The sequence below is a fragment of the Lysinibacillus sp. NPDC093712 genome (assembly GCF_050280025.1).
Lineage (GTDB): Bacteria > Bacillota > Bacilli > Bacillales_A > Planococcaceae > Lysinibacillus.
The window spans coordinates 112,965-131,783 of record NZ_JBNNUU010000006.1 but is presented as its reverse complement, the minus strand read 5'-3'; the positions used below and the strand labels follow the sequence as shown (position 1 = coordinate 131,783).

17 protein-coding genes are annotated in these 18,819 nt (G+C 37.5%); 16 read left to right on the top strand and 1 reads right to left on the bottom strand.

The genetic code is table 11. The features are described 5' to 3' along the window. Positions 1 to 11: 11 nt before the first annotated feature. Positions 12 to 464, top strand: a complete 453-nt coding sequence (locus tag ACQKNX_RS19655; RefSeq protein WP_427430309.1) for a nucleoside deaminase — start codon at positions 12 to 14, stop codon at positions 462 to 464. 23 nt (positions 465 to 487) lie between these two features. After that, a complete protein-coding gene (locus ACQKNX_RS19650; protein WP_427430308.1) occupies positions 488 to 1,468 on the top strand; it encodes a GNAT family N-acetyltransferase in 981 nt (326 codons plus the stop codon). A 62-nt stretch (positions 1,469 to 1,530) separates the two neighbouring features. Here ACQKNX_RS19650 and ACQKNX_RS19645 read toward each other — a convergent pair whose 3' ends face one another. Then, positions 1,531 to 1,968 (bottom strand): RrF2 family transcriptional regulator, encoded by a 438-nt coding sequence (locus ACQKNX_RS19645; protein WP_069508058.1) that lies wholly within the window; start codon positions 1,966 to 1,968, stop codon positions 1,531 to 1,533. Positions 1,969 to 2,162: 194 nt separating this feature from the next. On the opposite strand from ACQKNX_RS19645, the gene hmpA reads away from it, so the two are divergent. From hmpA to ACQKNX_RS19575, 14 genes are all read left to right on the top strand, one after another. After that, positions 2,163 to 3,329: an NO-inducible flavohemoprotein gene (gene hmpA, locus ACQKNX_RS19640; RefSeq protein ID WP_427430307.1), complete on the top strand. Its 1,167-nt coding sequence runs from the start codon at positions 2,163 to 2,165 to the stop codon at positions 3,327 to 3,329. Positions 3,330 to 3,509: 180 nt separating this feature from the next. Further along, a complete protein-coding gene (locus tag ACQKNX_RS19635; RefSeq protein WP_173479334.1) occupies positions 3,510 to 3,770 on the top strand; it encodes a metal-sensitive transcriptional regulator in 261 nt (86 codons plus the stop codon). Between the two features lie 43 nt (positions 3,771 to 3,813). Next, the gene (locus tag ACQKNX_RS19630; protein WP_427430306.1) at positions 3,814 to 4,155 is read left to right on the top strand and encodes a rhodanese-like domain-containing protein; all 342 of its coding nucleotides are present in this window, start codon (positions 3,814 to 3,816) and stop codon (positions 4,153 to 4,155) included. A 12-nt stretch (positions 4,156 to 4,167) separates the two neighbouring features. After that, entirely contained in the window at positions 4,168 to 4,464 is a 297-nt protein-coding gene (locus ACQKNX_RS19625) for a rhodanese-like domain-containing protein (RefSeq protein WP_427430305.1), read from the top strand. An 83-nt stretch (positions 4,465 to 4,547) separates the two neighbouring features. After that, positions 4,548 to 5,102, top strand: coding sequence for a sulfurtransferase TusA family protein (locus tag ACQKNX_RS19620; protein ID WP_427430304.1), 555 nt, complete (start codon positions 4,548 to 4,550; stop codon positions 5,100 to 5,102). A 16-nt stretch (positions 5,103 to 5,118) separates the two neighbouring features. Continuing rightward, positions 5,119 to 5,514, top strand: coding sequence for a DsrE/DsrF/DrsH-like family protein (locus tag ACQKNX_RS19615; RefSeq protein WP_402765272.1), 396 nt, complete (start codon positions 5,119 to 5,121; stop codon positions 5,512 to 5,514). 231 nt (positions 5,515 to 5,745) lie between these two features. Next, positions 5,746 to 6,873, top strand: a complete 1,128-nt coding sequence (locus tag ACQKNX_RS19610) for an MBL fold metallo-hydrolase (RefSeq protein WP_427430303.1) — start codon at positions 5,746 to 5,748, stop codon at positions 6,871 to 6,873. A gap of 61 nt (positions 6,874 to 6,934) precedes the next feature. After that, complete coding sequence (locus ACQKNX_RS19605; RefSeq protein ID WP_401013169.1) at positions 6,935 to 7,162, top strand: sulfurtransferase TusA family protein; 228 nt, start codon at positions 6,935 to 6,937, stop codon at positions 7,160 to 7,162. Between the two features lie 133 nt (positions 7,163 to 7,295). Next, a complete protein-coding gene (locus tag ACQKNX_RS19600; RefSeq protein ID WP_427430302.1) occupies positions 7,296 to 8,072 on the top strand; it encodes a sulfite exporter TauE/SafE family protein in 777 nt (258 codons plus the stop codon). 10 nt (positions 8,073 to 8,082) lie between these two features. After that, the gene (locus ACQKNX_RS19595; RefSeq protein ID WP_427430301.1) at positions 8,083 to 8,748 is read left to right on the top strand and encodes a DsbA family oxidoreductase; all 666 of its coding nucleotides are present in this window, start codon (positions 8,083 to 8,085) and stop codon (positions 8,746 to 8,748) included. A 429-nt stretch (positions 8,749 to 9,177) separates the two neighbouring features. Then, positions 9,178 to 10,128: a c-type cytochrome gene (locus ACQKNX_RS19590; RefSeq protein WP_427430300.1), complete on the top strand. Its 951-nt coding sequence runs from the start codon at positions 9,178 to 9,180 to the stop codon at positions 10,126 to 10,128. 250 nt (positions 10,129 to 10,378) lie between these two features. Beyond that, complete coding sequence (locus tag ACQKNX_RS19585; RefSeq protein ID WP_427430299.1) at positions 10,379 to 12,364, top strand: ABC1 kinase family protein; 1,986 nt, start codon at positions 10,379 to 10,381, stop codon at positions 12,362 to 12,364. A gap of 498 nt (positions 12,365 to 12,862) precedes the next feature. Beyond that, entirely contained in the window at positions 12,863 to 14,032 is a 1,170-nt protein-coding gene (locus ACQKNX_RS19580; protein ID WP_427430298.1) for an NlpC/P60 family protein, read from the top strand. A gap of 281 nt (positions 14,033 to 14,313) precedes the next feature. Continuing rightward, on the top strand, positions 14,314 to 18,747 hold the full coding sequence (locus tag ACQKNX_RS19575) for an S-layer homology domain-containing protein (RefSeq protein ID WP_427430297.1): 4,434 nt from the start codon (positions 14,314 to 14,316) through the stop codon (positions 18,745 to 18,747). The last annotated feature ends 72 nt before the right edge of the window (positions 18,748 to 18,819 follow it).

Below are 18,819 nucleotides of genomic sequence, written 5' to 3'. Positions count from 1 at the left end.
GGGGGGTATATATGAACCAATGGATGGAGCGAGCAGTGGAGCTAGCTCTTCAAAATATAGAACAAGGTGGTCAACCATTTGGGGCTGTCTTGGTAAAGAATAATGAAATTATTGGTGAAGGTGTCAATGAACTGCACTTACGACCAGATAGTACGGGCCATGCCGAGTTGCTTGCTTTAAGACGAGCGCAAGAAAAGCTAGGCTCTACAGATTTACGCGGAACGGTGATGTATGCAAGTGGGGCTCCTTGTCCAATGTGCTTTGGCGCGATGGCGATGGCCGGAGTGAATAAGGCTTATTTTGCAAATTCATTAGCTGATGCCATTGCAGTAGGTTTAAGCCGCTCAAGCGAGGTCTATGCAGATTTACAGAAAATAGATGAAGAACGCGAGTTTCGAATGATTCATATGCCAGTAGAGGATGAAGGTAAAAATCCAATGCATGTTTGGTATAGTAAAACTTAATTGCGTAAAAAGGAGAAAAAGGTATGGCAGTAACTTTAGTGAAGCATGACATTAAATATGCTGAAGCAATGCATGCATTGTCTTCAATGCCACAGGTTCGGGATGCTCTTGGGTTACCTGCTGGGAAAGTAGAAGATACGATTAACTTTATAAAACGTGAATGTGTTGACGAGGAAGAGGGGAAAACTGTTCCTCGCGTTGTGCTCAATGAGGAAGGACGACTCATAGGTGTAACAGCATTAATGTATATAGATCATGATAATAAAAACTGTCATATTGGGTCTTGGTTAGGTCATGAGTTTTGGGGACAAGGCTACAATGAGGAAGCGAAAAAGGCAATTTTAGAAATCGCTTTTTTTGATTTAGGACTTGAACGTGTTTTCGCAGGAGCTAGAAAGATCAATATTCGCTCACAAAAGGCACAAGAAAAGTTGCCTTTTATTCGTATTGGGGTAGAAAAGGATTTTCCGCAGGAACATTCTTGGTTAGAACTGAAGGAAAAGCAACCGTGTGTATTAAATGTTTTTGAACGCAAGGATTTTGTTCGATACCATACATCTATTGAAAAGGTGCAGGGTGATCGTGAAAGCTATATGTCCTATCTATTAATAGCAGATGAAAGTGAAGTTGCCGTTCGTCAATATTTGAATGACGGTGATTTATTCGCAATTAAATGTGGTGAGAAATTAGCAGGTGTCGCATTACTTATTGCACAGTCTGATACGACAGTAGAATTAAAAAATATAGCTGTTGTGCCAGCATTTCAAGGTAAAGGTATCGGTAAGGAAGTTTTGAACAAAATTTATACGGTTTGTGAAGCGCAAGGTTTTAAAAATATTTTAGTAGGCACAGCCAATTCTAGTATCGATAACATTGCTTTTTATCAAAAATCGGGTTTTCGTATGGAAGCCATAGAGAAAGATTTTTTCAGTAATTATCCGGAGCCGATTTATGAAAATGGTATACGCGCACTGGACATGATTATATTTTCAAAGGCATTATAAAAGATATTGAAAAGTATTAATCATAAAGAAATACCCGACCAACAATTGTTGAGCGGGTATTTTTATTTGCCAAATAATAAAGCCATTAATTTCTCCTTTGAATGTAAAAAATCATCAAGGGAGTAACGATCAAGGACAGCCATATATGCTTGTAAAGCTTCATAAAGAACACCTTTTAATTGACATTCTGGTGCAATTTTACATAAGTTATTTTCTTTGTCGAAGCATTCAACAAGATGAAAATCTTCTTCTGTATGGCGTACAATTTCACCAATAGTAATTGATTTAGGGTCGATTGCTAAACGGATACCGCCGCCTCTGCCTCGAATTGTTTCGATGTAACCAAGTAGCCCCAATTGGTGTGTCACTTTCATTAGATGGTTTTTTGATATATTATAGGCATCTGAAATTTCTTGAATGGTTGAGAGCTGCCCCTCTTCTTTTGCTCCTAGATAAATGAGTGTCCGAAGGGAGTAATCTGTGTATAAAGTTAATCGCATTGGAACACCCTACTTTCAATATTGTCACTATAATAATTATAACATTTCTACAATAATTTATAGTAATACATTACCTTTTTAAAAGATGTATTTAAAATACATCAAATATGTCCATTTTGTTAAAGATGTATTTTAAATATTGCTTTAAGGAAATGAAAGCGTTATATTGTAATCACGAAAGGATGGTATGCGATATGTTAAAACAAGAAACAGTACAAATTATTAAAGCGACAGTACCCGTATTAGAAGTTCATGGGGTAGAAATTACGAAGACGTTCTATAAAAATTTGTTTCAAGCTCATCCAGAATTATTAAATATTTTTAACCATACAAACCAAGAAAAAGGTCGTCAACAAACTGCGCTAGCGAATACAGTTTATGCAGCGGCAGTTCATATTGAAAATTTAGAAGCAATTTTACCGGCAGTTATGTTAATAGCTCATAAACACCGTAGTTTAGGAATTTTACCAGAGCATTACCCAATCGTGGGTGAGTTCTTATTAAAAGCGATTAAAGAAGTTTTAGGTGATGCAGCTACAGATGACATTATCAATGCATGGGCTGAAGCTTATGGCGTCATTGCTGATGTTTTCATTCAAGTAGAAGAAGAGCTATATCAAAAAGCTGAAAATAATGGTGGATGGCGTTTATTTAAACCATTAAAAGTAGCGAAAAAAGAAGTTGAGAGCGACCTTGTTACTTCCATTTACTTTGTAAATGAAGATGGCTCACCACTTCCAGCATACGAACCTGGCCAATATATTAGCATTCGTGTGAAAGTACCTGGTGAAGAATATTTATTGAACCGTCAATATACGCTTTCACAGGCTAGTGCAGAGGATGGCTACCGTATTTCAGTAAAACGTGAAAGTGAGCATACTCCGAATGGTAAAGTATCCAACTTCATTCATAATGTGTTACAAGTTGGAGATTTAGTAGATGTAAGCGTGCCTGCAGGATTATTTGTTCTACAAGAAAGTGCAGCGCCAATTACATTCGTTAGTGGAGGTATTGGTGTAACACCATTAAACAGTATGCTGCAATCATTAAAAGATAATGCAGCAAATGAGGTTAATTTCATTCAATGTGCGCGGAATGAAAATGTAGTAGCTTTCAGTGATGACATTAAAGACAAAGTAAATACGCTTCCTAATGCATCGTATACTGCGCTTTATTCTGATGAGGACAAGTTACTGACAAAAGAATTATTAGCTGAGCAAGTAGCGAACAATACGGACGTTTATATTTGTGGTCCAATTGGCTTTATGGAAGCAGTAATTAAAAATCTCCATGAAATCGGTGTAAAAGATGAAAAGATTCACTATGAATTCTTTGGTCCAGCTATGCAATTAGCAAACTAAAAAATAATAACTAACTCTGTTATAAGCCGCATTTTGTGCACTTGTAGCAGAGTTTTTTTCATGTAAAGAAGTAAGGAAATTAATAATTAGATCTTTCATGTTGACAATATACCTATAGGGGTATATTATAAAGCACGTAAGCAAGATGGATTACTAAATTTGAAGGGAGACGTGCACATAATGGCGTACGATGCTAAAACAGCCAATCGTATAAAGCGAATGGAAGGCCAATTGCGTGGAATTTTACGCATGATGGAAGAAGGTCAAAACTGTAAAGATGTGATCACACAGCTATCCGCCGTGCGTTCTGCAGTTGATCGGACGATAGGGGTTATCGTCAGTGAAAACCTGTTAGATTGTGTAACGACTGCCGATGGTGATTCAGAGAAAATGAATACTGCCATCCAAGAAGCGATGGATTTAGTTGTGAAAAGTAGATAATTTCATTATACCCTTTATAGTATGTGAATAGGAGGTAATACACTTGGAAACATGGATTATGATTGCTATTGTTATAGGGTTTTTAATTTGGCGTATGAAGCCAGTAAAAGGGGTGCAGTCAATTTCGACAGCACAATTAAAAAATATGCTGAATGAAAAGGATAAAGTATTTATTGATGTGCGAACACCTGCTGAGTATAAAGGTCGAAACATTCCGCAATTTAAAAATATTCCACTTGGCTCTGGATTTGATAAATTACCGAAGGACAAAGAAGTTGTTGTTATTTGTCAAAGTGGTATGCGTAGTAGTCAGGCGTGCAAGCAATTGAAAAAACTAGGATATGAGCGTGTAACTAATGTCCGTGGTGGCATGAGCGCTTATTAGGAGGTAACAATCGTGAAAGAAATAGCAGCAAAAGAAGTTCAAGAGGCTTTGGCACAAGGCGAAACTTTAAAATTAATTGACGTCCGTGAAGTAGATGAAGTGCAGGGAGGTCATATACCTGGTGTTATTCACATTCCGTTAGGCTTGCTGGAGTTTCGAATGTATGAGTTAAATAAAAATGAAACATATATTATGGTTTGCCGCTCTGGTGCTCGTAGTGGTCGAGCTACTCAATTTTTAGAAAGCCAAGGCTTTGATGTGACAAATATGGTTGGTGGTATGCTTGCGTGGGAAGGTGAAGTTCGGTAAAGGGCTATAGTAAGAGTTATGTAGTGTCTTACTCTATATTTTTTTATAAAAAATAATACCCCTATAAGTATAAGGAGGAAGTTATGACAATAAAAGCAGATTTTCAGCTGGATGCTAAAGGGCTATCTTGTCCGATGCCAATCGTAAAAACGAAAAAGGCAATGGCGGAATTAGCAGATGGTCAAATTTTAGAAGTATCAGCAACGGATAAAGGTTCGAAAGCGGATATTGCTGCTTGGGCTGACTCTGTTGGGCATCAGTACATTGGAACGATAGATGAGGATGCTGTGCTAAAACATTATATTCGTAAATGTGCACAAGATGCAGTCGGTGAAAAAATGTTTGAATCCACAATTGAGTTGCAGCAAATACAAGGAAGAGATGGGCTTATTCTTGATGTGCGCGAGGAAGCGGAGTTTGCTTTCGGTCATATTGAAGGCGCTAAATCGATTCCGATGGGTGAGCTTGAAGCGCGGCTTTCTGAACTAGATAAAGAACAAGAGATTTATGTAATTTGCCGTACAGGAGCTCGTAGTGATTTAGCAGCGCAAAAACTTGTGGCAAATGGTTTTACAAAAGTATTTAACGTCCTACCAGGTATGACATCTTGGACGGGCGAATTATTTAAAACTATTTAAATTGGAGGAATTTATTATGTCAAACAAAGTAGCAATTATTGCAAGTAACGGTGGTCTTTTCGATGCGTACAAGGTGTTCAATATCGCGACAGCTGCGGCGGCTTCTGACAAGGAAGTAGCAATCTTTTTCACATTTGAAGGGTTAAATTTAATTCATAAGCAAGGGATGCATGCTTTACCGATGCCTGCTGGAGCAGAGCATTTTGCTGAAGGATTTGCAAAAGCGAATGTACCTGCAATTCCGCAATTAGTGGAAATGGCACAAGAATTAGGCGTTAAATTTATTGCATGTCAGATGACGATGGACGTCATGGGCTTAACGATTGAAGATTTCGTAGATGGTATTGAGGTTGGAGGAGCTGTTACATTTTTAGAGTTTGCTAAAGATGCAGCACCATCATTAACGTTTTAACTTGCTTAAGATGAATGTTAATAATGCACGAAAATTTAGTTGGATTCACATCTCGGCTGAAGGAAGTTAAAGGCCGCAGATTATAAGAGGAGTTTTCAAGCAGGCTCGAAAAATAAATGAATGCAATTATATCGATGCGTAATTGATTTTACTCAATGATGCAAGTAAGCGGAGAGGCATGTCCTTTCCGCTAAAAAAATAAGTAATATAATACCTTAGGGGGTAATAGTAGTGTCAGTATTAAAATGGAACGCTTCTGATGTAGCGAAAAAAGTAATCGAAAATGATGATTTATTTATTTTGGATGTACGTAATGCAGATGCATTTGCAGATTGGAAAATTGATGGGCATAAATTTGAGTACCTAAATGTTCCGTATTTTGCGCTATTAGATGGTGTTGAAGAAATTTTACCTAAAATCCCAGCGGATAAACAGGTATTAGTCGTTTGCGCTAAGGAAGGTTCGTCGATGATGATAGCTGAGATGCTATCAGAAGCAGGACGTTCAGTTGCTTATTTAGAGGGTGGTATGAAGACGTGGAGTGAATATTTAGAACCAATTAAAGTAGGCGATTTAACTAATGGGGGCGAGTTATACCAGTTCGTCCGTTTAGGTAAAGGATGTCTATCATATATGGTTATTTCGGAAGGTGAAGCAGCAATTATTGATGCTGTTCGTTTCACAGATGTATTTACAAACTTTGCAAAAGAAAAAAACGTAAACATTAAACATGTCTTTGATACTCACTTACACGCTGATCATATTTCAGGTGGTCGTCATATCGCAGCTGCAACAGGGGCTGCCTATTACTTACCTCCGAAGGATGCAGAAGAGGTCGTATTTGATTATACGCCGTTAGTAGATGGTACTACTGTGCAAATTGGTGCATCGAAAATTGATGTAGGTGCACTTTATTCACCAGGTCATACGATTGGCTCGACATCGTTTGTTGTAGATAGTAAATATTTATTAACTGGTGACATTTTATTTATCGATTCGATTGGTCGCCCTGATTTGGCAGGACTTGCAGAAGACTGGGTTGGTGATTTACGAGAAACGCTTTATAAGCGCTACCGTGAATTATCGGATGATTTAGTTGTGTTACCTGCTCATTTTATGATTATTGGTGAATTAAATGAGGATGGTACTGTTGCGAAGCGTCTAGGGGAATTATTTGCAGAAAATCACGGCTTAAATATTGACGATGATGAGAAATTCCGCAACATTGTAACAAATAATTTACCACCACAACCAAATGCATATCAGGAAATTCGCCAAGTGAATATGGGGAAAGTAACACCGGCATTAGAGGAACAAACAGAAATGGAAATCGGGCCAAACCGCTGCGCAGTTAGATAGAGTGCCTGGATAGAGTGCCAGGCACCCACACAATTCTCACACAATTTAAAAGGAGATTAACATGAACGCGAACTTACAATTAGATGCAAAGGGCTTATCTTGCCCAATGCCTATCGTAAAAACGAAAAAGGCTATTGATACACTGAATTCAGGTGAGGTTTTAGAAGTACAAGTAACGGATAAAGGAGCTTTAGCGGATATTCCTGCATGGGCTAATGCGGGTGGCCACACGATTTTAGATAAATCGGAAGACGCTGGTGTCATTACATTCTTTATTCAAAAAGCGTAATGCGAGGGGTGAGTGTTCAAATGAGGACACTCACCTTTTATCTTCATTCTAAAATTCATTGGGATATATGCCTTGATATGCCTCATTATTAATAGAGGACAAGGTGTAAAAGACTTGAAAGAAGGAAAACTGAATGGCTATATCGTGGGTAATTACAATATTTTTAATTGGCTTTGTAGGTTCTTTTGTATCAGGTATGCTAGGAATTGGAGGAGCCATTATTAAATATCCTATGCTTCTGTATATTCCCTCCTTACTTGGATTTACGGCATTTACAGCGCATGAGGTATCGGGTATTAGTGCTGTAGAAGTTTTGTTTGCTTCGATTGCGGGTGTATGGGCATATCGTAAAGGTGGCTACTTAAATAAATCGCTTATTATTTATATGGGCGGAGCCATTTTAGCAGGTAGCTTTATAGGTAGCTTTGGTTCGCGATATTTATCGGAGGCGGGAGTCAACATTGTCTATGGTATATTGGCACTCATTGCTGCAATTATGATGTTTATTCCTAAAAAACAAATTGATGAGAAGCCGATGAATGAGGTCACATTTAATAAGTCAGTAGCAGCTATTTTAGCATTTATCGTCGGTATTGGCTCTGGCATTGTGGGGGCAGCTGGTGGATTCCTTCTTGTACCGATAATGCTTGTTGTATTAAAAATTCCAACACGTATGACGATTGCTACAAGTTTAGCCATTACGTTGATTTCCTCCGTTGGGGGGACAACAGGAAAACTTATAACGGGTCAAGTCGATTATTACCCTGCGGCAATAATGATTGTAGCTAGTTTAATAGCGGCACCATTGGGGGCAAAGGCAGGTAAAAGTTTGGATACGAAAGTATTACAAGGAATATTAGCTGTTCTGATTTTAGCTACTGCTGTGAAAATTTGGATGGATATTTTATAGGAGGGGTACTATGAAAATTGAAGTGTTTTCAGATTTCTCATGTCCATTTTGTTATATCGGGAAAAAAGAATTAGAGCGTGCAATAAAAGAGGCAGGATATACAAATCAAGTAGAAATAGAATTTAAATCTTACCAAATTGATCCGGGCGCATCCAAAGAGGTTGGTCAAAATTATTATGAATATGTCATGGCACACCAAAAATCAACGCTTGAAGAAGCAGAGCACATGACTGCTGGCATCATAGAACGAGCAAGGGAAGTTGGACTAGCATATCATTTTGCAGAGATGAAAAAAGTGCATACTGAAAATGCCCACCGCTTAGCCAAATGGACGAAACAATTCGGTAAAGAAGTGGCTTATACGGAGGCTTTAATGGCTGCTCACTTAGTAGAAGGTAAAGATTTAAATGATGAGGCTGTTTTACTAGCGGTTATTAAAGAATTAAACTTGAATGTAGCTACAGCAAAAGAAGTGCTGACTAATCCAGACGATTTTATGGAAGAGTTGGATAAAGATCGCTATGATGCCCAACAGATTGGCGTACAAAGCGTACCGTTCTTCATCTTTGAAAATCGTTACGGCATTAAAGGTGCTGAGCCAAATGAAGTATTCGTGCGTACATTGCATCAAGCAGCAGAAATTGCAGGAAAGTGTCAGGCACCGAAACAATTATGAATTTTTAGATTATTTACTTATGAGTATTTAAGTAAAAACCTAAGTAGACTTCAGCGGGAACAACACAAGATGTAAGACGCAATAGATCGGGCGTAGCGACCGTTGCGGCTTGTGCCCGCCAGAAAACGAAGTGGGTTTTTACAATATAGGAGACTATAGTATGCCAAATGTTCTTGGTATACTATTTTTGTTGTTTTCTTACCGAAAACAGTGGATTTTGCCATGTAGACAGCACGGTTTTAGCAGAAAAAATAAAGTACTTCAAGAGGTATTAAGGATTGTTTCTATTGTTATAGAACAAAATAATTTGTATAATAATTACATTTTTATTGTCTTTATGGTTCTATTACTGTGAAGTGTGAGAAAAGTCACATCGTACCATATATTCTCTTGCTAGAATAAAATTAACATTCAAAGGGGGTATTGGTAATGAAGAAAATTGCTACTGGTATAGCGGGCACAGTCTTATTAGCCGCTACACTTTTTGTTGGGGCAGTGATCAGTGACAAAATTTTAGGTGATGCAAATGGTGAGACGCAAGAAGCGGCAGTACAGACACAAATTCCAACAACGGCAGCTTCTCAAAAAGTAGTCTACGCTCCACCGAGTATCGAAGAAGTACCTGATGGACCGATGAAAGAAGCTATTTTATATGGTTATGAGCTTGTAAATAATACGCACGTTGCTGCGGATGAATATGTAGGAAATCAGTTATCTTGCACAAGCTGTCATGCAGGTGCAGGCTATGATGAACAAGCCTCTTCTTTAGTTGGCGTTATGGCTAACTATCCACAATATATCGCTCGTTCTGGAGGAATTGTGACGATTGAAGAACGCATTAATGGCTGTATGGTAAGAAGTATGAACGGCAAAAAGTTTGAAATGAACAGTGACGAGCTTGAAGCTATGGTTGCCTATTTTGCTTATATTTCACAAGGAGTACCGATTGGAGCAGAGCGTGAATGGGCAGGTACAAGTAATATGAAAAACATACCTGTTCCAGATGTAGCGAACGGCGAAGAATTATACGCACAATCTTGTATCGCTTGTCATGCTGCAGATGGCTCTGGTACCGGCGCTAACACAGGTCCAGCATTATGGGGCGATAATTCCTTTAATGATGGTGCAGGGATGGTACGTATGTCCAAAATGGCTGGCTACATAAAAAATAATATGCCAGTTGGAGCGGGTGGTACATTATCTGATCAAGATGCCGCTGATTTAGCAGCCTACATTTTATCGCAGGATCGTCCTGAATGGGCCAACCATGATAAAGACTGGCCAAAAGGTGGTCGTCCGAACGACTTAATGGATAAAGAGAAGCGCGATCAAGTAAAAAATGGCACGATTGATTGGGCGCAAGTGCTTTCTACGAATTAAAAAAAGTGCCAGGCACCGAAACAATTCTGAATATTGTTAGTGAAAATCCATGGAGATTCCTGCGGCTTACGAAAAGCCCCCGGGAAGCGAAGTGGATTTTTACGTTATAAGAAGTCCTATTATGTATAAGAGAAAAATAGTGGAACTGCCTCTAACTTATCTTGCTGTCCCTAGTAGTTCGGAAAAGAAAGTTAGTACATGAATTTGGTATACTAGCAGTATTAGGAAAAACAACGGGAGGTGGCGCTTGTTGATTTACTTGAAGTTACTTATTCAAATTATATTTGTTGCAGGAATTATTTATTTTGTTAGTGGTCGTTTAATAGGCTCAAATATTAACTTTTTACGAAGAGTACTATCTGTCGTGATTAGTGTTACGCTTACGTCCTTTGTTTATTGGTACTCCTATTTGCGTCATCGAGATTTTTTATCGGAGTCGATGATGCAAACCGTTACCGAGGTAAGTACGCTTATTTGGATAGGTAGTATGTTGCTTATCTCGATGCTACTCTATCTTGTATTCGAACTGTTTGATCCAATAGGGATTAAAGGTGGAGAGCGACGTAATGGGCAAAAAACAATATTGTTGAGATTACGTAGCTACTGGCGTCAGCAGAAGAGATTGCGTCATGTGCTAAAAATAGCAGTAACAAATGGTATAGTACAAACGATTAAATATGCAAGGCAGCGGGAAAATGAGAAGGAGCTTGCTGTTGCATTACGTACAACTTTGGAGCAATGTGGCGGGATATTCATTAAATTCGGGCAAGTACTTTCAACGCGCAAAGAATTATTTTCTCCTATTATTATCGATGAGTTAAAACATTTACAGCAAAGTGTAAAGCCTTTACCGCACGAGCAAGTTACAAAGATTTTAGAGGAATCCCTACCAATGTCTGTAGATGATGTATTTACAAACTTTCAAATGGAGCCATTGGCAGCAGCTTCTATTGGACAAGTACATAAGGCACGACTGAAAAACTATGAAGAAGTCGTAGTCAAGTTATTGCGTCCAGAAGTAAAAGGAATTATGCGTGATGATCTTGATATTTTAGAGGAATTTGCGAATTGGTTTGCAAACAAGTCTACGTGGGCAGAGTCTTTAGGCTTCCGAGAATTAGCGGGAGCATTTGCAGATGGCTTACGGGAAGAAATTCATTTGGATATTGAAGTACGCAATACGTTACAGGTAACGAATGCTCTTGCCAAAAGTGAATATAAAGTACGTATCCCTAAAATATATACAGAGTTTTGTGATGAAGACATCATTGTAATGGAATACGTTCGTGGTAAAAGCGTGGCTGAGGGTTCATCTGAATTTAGACGATTGAATATTGATCGCAGACAATTTGCACGAACAATTTTGTATTCCTTTTTCGAACAAATGTTATTTTCAGGAATATTTCATGCGGATCCGCACCCAGGAAATATTTATATTGATGAGACAGATGGGGGACCAATTCTCCTCGATTTCGGAGCAGTGGGGCGCTTAGGAGCTACACAACAAGAGGGCTTAAAGTTATTTTTATTAGGTATTCAACAAAATGATTCCAGTATTTTATACGATGGCTTAATGCTGCTAGTAGAAAATAAGGACCATGCGGATCGTGGTAGGGTAGAACAAGCAATAGACCAAATATTACTTAAAATATCTTATGTAGATCGTATTCCAACTGAAGAATTGATACATTCGTTGTTTACTGTCGTACGGGATTTTGGCCTTGCGTTTTATCCTTCTGTTGGTTTAGCGCTTCGATCATTAGTAACATTAGATGGGACTTTACGTGTAATTGATGCGCAATTTGATATTTTTACAGAAGCTAAAGATTTTTCTTCATCTTATATGAGAGCTGCATTTTTAAGACCATTTAAAGAACCGATGGCGACAAAAAATCGAGTGCAGGAAGAGCTGTCGATGCTGATTCCTACTTTACGAAAAATGCCAAGACGTATCGATCAGCTTATTCAAAGAGTAGAAAGCGGAAAAATTATATTGCATCATGATATTTTTTCAGATGACCATAACTCACGTTTCATTACCCAGCTATTTGCACGTTTTGTTTTATTACTTGTCGGCATTACATTTGGTATTATCTCAGTCGCACTACTAGCAATTTCTCAATTCATTCATGAGTCGTATGCAGTGTATTTAAATACTGCCGCTTATTTAGGGTTGTTCTTATGTGCAATTTTATTAGTACGACTATCTATTCAAGCGCTACGCTCAATGAGGTAGGAAAAGACACTACAAAGTGCTGACAAAAAGCATAAAGAAGTTCACTATTACTGCCTTTTGTCATTTATCAGGCATTGCCTGCAGTGCAATTTTGTTAGGCAACTTAAAGTCGTCAAGCGCTCGTCACAGCGGAAATCAATGGTAGAAGTTAAATTCTATAAGTTTGGATACATTTTGAGGTAGGGGATGATTCTCCTACCTTTTTATATTACAAAAAGATTACAAATAACCAAGGTACAAGGTGCTGTTTAGAGAAATTTGTAGTGATATGTAGCGTTATATTAACGTTTTGTAGAAAAATGTCGTATTAATTACAATGTTACAATTATATTTCGAGTTTTACTAAACTATTAAAACGGTCGGAAATAGTATAAAAGTTACGGCAATAATGCTAAACTTTAAAAGGCTAATAAAAACATAAGAATTTAAATTGATCGTTCATGTATTTACATAGGAAAATAAAGAGCGAAATTGATAGATGAAGGGAAATGAAGACCCATGGGTAAGCGTAATAAATGGCGTAAGTCGATGGTGCTAGCATTAGCACTTGCAGGCGGCCTATTATTTAATACAGTTCAACCGATTGAAGCACACGCTGAAGAAACGTCTCAGCATATGATAGATAAAAAAGCAAAAATTGATGCAGAAGTTAAAAATTTAGAAAAAGAGTTAGACCAGCTTCAACAAGAAATTGATCAAAAAGTTAAAGTATTTAACCAAGTGCAAGCAGATATAAAAGAAGTAGATGCAGGTATTGTTGAAACTGAAAAACGTATTGAGCAACGTTCAACTATTTTAAGTGAGCGTATGGCTGCATACCAAGCACAAGATAACACAGTGGGTGTATACTTAAGCGTTGTTCTAGAATCGAAGAGCTTTGCAGATTTAATGGACCGTGTCGTAGCGGTAAAAACATTAATGGATGCTGACCAAGAGCTAGTAAATCAACAAGAAGCGGACAAAGCGAAATTAGAAGAACAAAAAGCAACATTAGACGAGAAACAAAAAGAGCTTCAAAAACAATTCCAAGAGCTTCAACAAAAAGAAAGCGAAATGGAAGTGAAAAAAGCTGAAAACCAAGCAAAATCACTTGCATTAAAGGCACAAATTGCAACGAAACAAGAAGAAGAGCGTCTTGAAGCAGAGCGTAAGGCAGCTGAAGAAGAAGCAGCTCGTTTACGTGCACTTCAAGCAGCTACACCTGTAGTTCATGTCAACAACAACAGCAATAACAACAACAATAACAATAGCGGTAACAATAACGGTGGTAGCAAACCTCAACCAATCATAGTTGGATCTGGTTCAGGTACTGCGTCTTCAGGTGATGCTATTTCTACAGCGAAGCAATTCCTAGGTCGTTCATATGTTTGGGGTGGCAGTAATCCTACAACAGGCTTTGACTGCTCAGGTCTTGTACAATGGTCTTACAAACAAGCTGGTGTATCATTACCTCGTACAGCATCACAACAATATTTATCAACAACACGAATTTCAGCAAGTGAAGCTCGTGTTGGTGACTTAGTATTCTTCAGCTATGGCTCAGGCGTAGCGCATGTTGGTATTTACCTTGGTAATAACACAATGATTGATGCTCAAAATAAAGGGGTAGTCATTGAGTCACTTGATTGGTGGAACCAATATCTAGTAGGCTTCGGTCGTATTCAGTAAGCCTATATTAGTTAGACGATTTTAATAGCAAAAAAGTTAAATAAACTATTTAAATAGCATTCATTATCAAGTAACGATAATGGGTGCTATTTTTATTTAATTTTTAGATAAATATAAGTATTTTTCACTATATATAATACAAATTTTAATTACATAAGAAACGATTAACTGTTGAATATTAATGGTAATAAGCTGTTTTTGAGAGAAATTTGAGAGTTGTCGATGCTATTCTTATTACGGCATTCATTAAAAAAATAAAAGAAACAGAAAGGAGAAATAGAATGCATAATAAGAAATTTTTACATATAGTTATCATTTTTAGCATGTTACTTAGCTTGCTTCCAATGACACCAAGAGAAGCAAAAGCAGCATCGTTAAACCAAATCATTTTAGGAGAACCGCAAGTGATATTTTCGGGTTTGCCGATTAGCTCTGGACGACGAGCAGTATCTATTGGAGAAGATAGTGATGGTATACTCCGCATGGCAGGAATGGTCGGTTCACAATCTCCTTTTACACTAAACGATTTAAAAGGAGAACCTGTCTATAAAGTACATACTGAAAGCCCGGAGGTAAATGAATTTTATAGTACAGCAATGACTGATTTAGATGGTGATGGTAAACAAGATATTGTTTCAGCTGGGCCAAATGGATCTAAAGAAAGCCCTAATAATATTATTTTATGGAACCATGATAATCAAACATTAATGAAACAATCTACGTTTAATCTTTTTTCAAAAGCATTTTATGGTACTAATGTGCAAACGGGAGATGTCAATAATGATGGGAAAAATGATGTTATTTGGTTTACAACTAGTAAAGTGTATGTCGGTATTAATAATAGTACACCAAATAATCCTTCATTCTCGTTGAAAGAAAATGAGGGCGTAGATAATGAAATGGGCAATCATGGTTGTTCTGTTGGGGATTTTAATGGTGATCATAATTTAGACTATATTTGTACGACACTAAATTATTATGGTAACGACGCATATAAAATTGGAATAGGTAACGGTGACGGTACATTTCATTTTGAAGCAACACCGCAGAAATCGAACGGTTTAACTGGATTATTTGTAGCTACAGGGGATTTAAATCGAGATGGGAAAGATGATTTCATTTTAATAAGTAGTAATTACGATGAAAGAATACTTTCTATAGACGTGGGACTACGAAATAATTCTAATACAGGCTTTGATATGAAGAGAATGAGACAAGATCATTTTGTATATGGCTCTTTAGCAATTGGTGATTTAAATCAAGATGGTTTTGAGGATTTAGCTGTCATAACAATGAATAATGACAGTCAAAAGAAATTAGATATTCACCTAAATAACGGGGCAGGTCAATTTAGTAGCTCCCCTAATACTTCTACAAGTGGGGACGATATCGACCAATTATTTATAGAAGATATGAATGATGATGGTGTAAATGATATTTTGACAGTTGGAAGAAATATAGTTAGTTATTATCCTGTCAAACTATATAATGAAGCTACTAATTTAACGCTCGATCAAACGAATATAACGGTTAAACCAAATACAACAAAACAGTTAACAGCTTTATTTACTCCTGCAAATGCAACATTTCAAGATGTAAAGTGGGAATCTAGCGACCCTACGATTGCAGCAGTTGACCAAAATGGTATTGTGACAGGGTTAGCAGAAGGTAGTGCTACAATAAAAGTCACTTCAAAAAAAGATGGCACAAAATTCGCAACATGTGATGTTATAGTGGCGTATCCATCAACATTATCCAATTTAAGTGTAAGTGAAGGAACGCTTAACCCTGCATTTTCAGAAGATACGAATGACTATACTCTTACTGTAGATAATGAGATTCAATCTATAAAGGTAACACCGACAGTTACGGAAACTTCAGCTACAATAAAAGTACTAGATACAGATGTTACAAGTGATAGTCCATCTGATGAACTTCCACTCAAAGTAGGAAAAAATAGTATACCTGTCGTTGTGACATCTAGTCAGGGAATCAAAACTACTTATACTCTAACAGTAATTAGAAACGCAAGTATTCCATCGGTTACAACTGCTTCGACTTCTGAGCATACGCAAACACAAAGTGGATTGGTGATTGCGTCACAAGATGGCAATGCTGTAACGCATCTGAAAATAAGTAATATCCAAGGCGGAACATTATATAAAAACGATGGGTCAACAGCAATCCAAGATGGAGATTTTATTACTATTGCTGAAGGAAATAGTGGCTTAAAGTTTACACCTACGCAATACTTAAATTCAGAGGCAAATGATGTCTTTACTTTTGATGTTGCAGCAGCACTTGATACAACAGAGATTGGCTTAAGTGATACAGTACAAGCTACTATATCTGTTAGTGAAGTGAATGATAATCCAATTGCTGAAGATGATACGTTAACTCCAATAAGAGAAAATGCCAAAGATAAGGTAATCGCGTTTTCAGAGCTGCTTGCTAATGATAAACCAGGTCCAGAAAATGAAAGCAATCAAACACTTTCCTTAGTATCTGTTGCTAATGCACAAGGCGGAACAGTTGCTATAGAAGAGGGGGAAATTAAGTTTGCTTTAGAGAAAAATTTTAAAGGACAAGCTAGTTTTACTTATACAATCTTAGATAATGGTACAACTTCTGGTTTAGCAGATCCAAAATCTGCGACAGCGAAGGTAGTCTTTTCTGTGCAAGCGAATCAGGCACCTACTGTGAAGGAAACGATTGCTAATCAAGATGGCAATGCTAATGGCGATGACATTACAATTGATATGGCAAATACATTTGACGACTTAGATAATGATTCATTGACACTCTCTGCAATGTCGAGCAATGCGGAAATTGCCACTGTTTCAATTGATAATAATAGCATGAAGATCACACCACTAGCAGCGGGTCAAGCGACAATTACTGTTACTGCAGATGATGGCTTTGGTGGAAAAGTAACGACTAATTTTGACGTAACGGTTGTACAACAATTTACTGTTACTTTTGAAGTTAATGGTGGTAGTACAATTCAAACGCAAAAGCTAAAAGAGGGAGATGTCGCTACGAAACCAAGCGAAAACCCAACGAAGGCAGGCCACGTGTTTGTAGACTGGTATACGGATGTTTCCTTTGAACATGTATTTGATTTTAATACACCTATTACAGCAGCTACAACAATTTTTGCTAAGTGGAAAATTAACAACTATGGTGTAGCCTTTGAAAGCAACGGAGGCTCTATAGTGTCTAGCCAAACGATTGAATATGGCAAGAAAGCAACAAAGCCAACTGACCCAACGAAAGTTGGTTATGTATTTGGCGGTTGGTATATAGACCGTGAACTAACAAAAATATTTGATTTTACAAAAGGAATCTCAGATAATACAACGCTTTATGCTAAATGGTATGTAGTTTCGAATGGGGATGATGGATCGTCTACTCCTCCAACGTCAGAGCCCACTCCAAAGCCAACTCCTACTCCTACAGAAGATGTAAAAGTACTTGTAAATGGTAAAGAAGAGGCCATTGGTAAAGCTACAAACACGCAGCTAGGCAATCAAAAAGTGATGACGGTAACGGTGGATTCTAAAAAGTTACAAGAAAAACTAGAAGCACAAGGTAAAAAAGCTGTTTTGACTATTCCTGTAAACACGGATGCTGACATTTTTATTGGGGAATTAAATGCTCAAATGGTGAAAAATATGCAAAACCAGCAAGCGATTGTAATCGTTCAAACACCGACAGCATCTTATACACTGCCAGCTTCACAAATCAATGTAGAAGCAATTTCTGCTCAAATGGGTAAAGATATTACACTTGAAGAGATTAAAGTGCAAATTGAAATAGCAAAGCCAACGAATGATATGGTGAAATTTGTAGAAAGTGCGGCACAACAAGGTAACTTTGAATTAATGGTTGCGCCTATTGAATTTACTGTAAAAGCAGTAAGTGCTGTAAAAACTGTCGATGTAACAAGCTTTAACGCTTACGTTCAACGAACTATAGCCATACCAAGTGGCATTGATGCAAACAAAATTACAACAGCTATTGTTGTTAAACCAGATGGCACAACGTATCATGTACCAACAAAAATTATGCAAAAAGAGGGAACGTACTTCGCAGTCATTAATAGCTTAACGAACAGTACGTATGCGCTCGTATGGCATCCTATTGAATTTAAGGATGTAGCAAGTCATTGGTCAAAAGAAGCAGTTAATAACCTTGGCTCTCGTATGATTATTAATGGTGTTCGTGATGGTGTATTTGCACCAAATCAAGATATAACGCGCGCACAATTTGCTGCTATTATGGTTCGTGCACTCGGTTTAAAAACAGATGTTGTTACTAATAATTACACAGATGTGAGGGCAGATGCTTGGTATGCAGGCTATATTAATGCTGCAAGTGAATACAAGCTAATTCAAGGTTATAGTAATGGTAAATTCGGTCCAAATGATAAAATTACACGTCAGCAAGCGATGACAATTTTAGCGCGTGCTTTGTCGTTAACAGGTGTGGACACAGCCATTACAGAGCAAGAAGCTGCTAGCATATTAGCAACTTTTAAAGATAAAGCCCAAATTGCCGAATATGCTAAGCCTCACATTGCAGTAGCTTTAAAAACAGGTTTAGTAACAGGTAAGGCAAATCAAACGATTGCACCAACAGCTTACATTACACGTGCAGAAGTAGCGGTAGTAATTGATCGCTTCTTAAAGAAAGCAGAGCTAATTAATTTATAATGTAGTAGAGATAGATAATAATGTAAGGCACTTTCTGTTTTATAACTAATAGAAAGTGCCTTTGTTATTTAC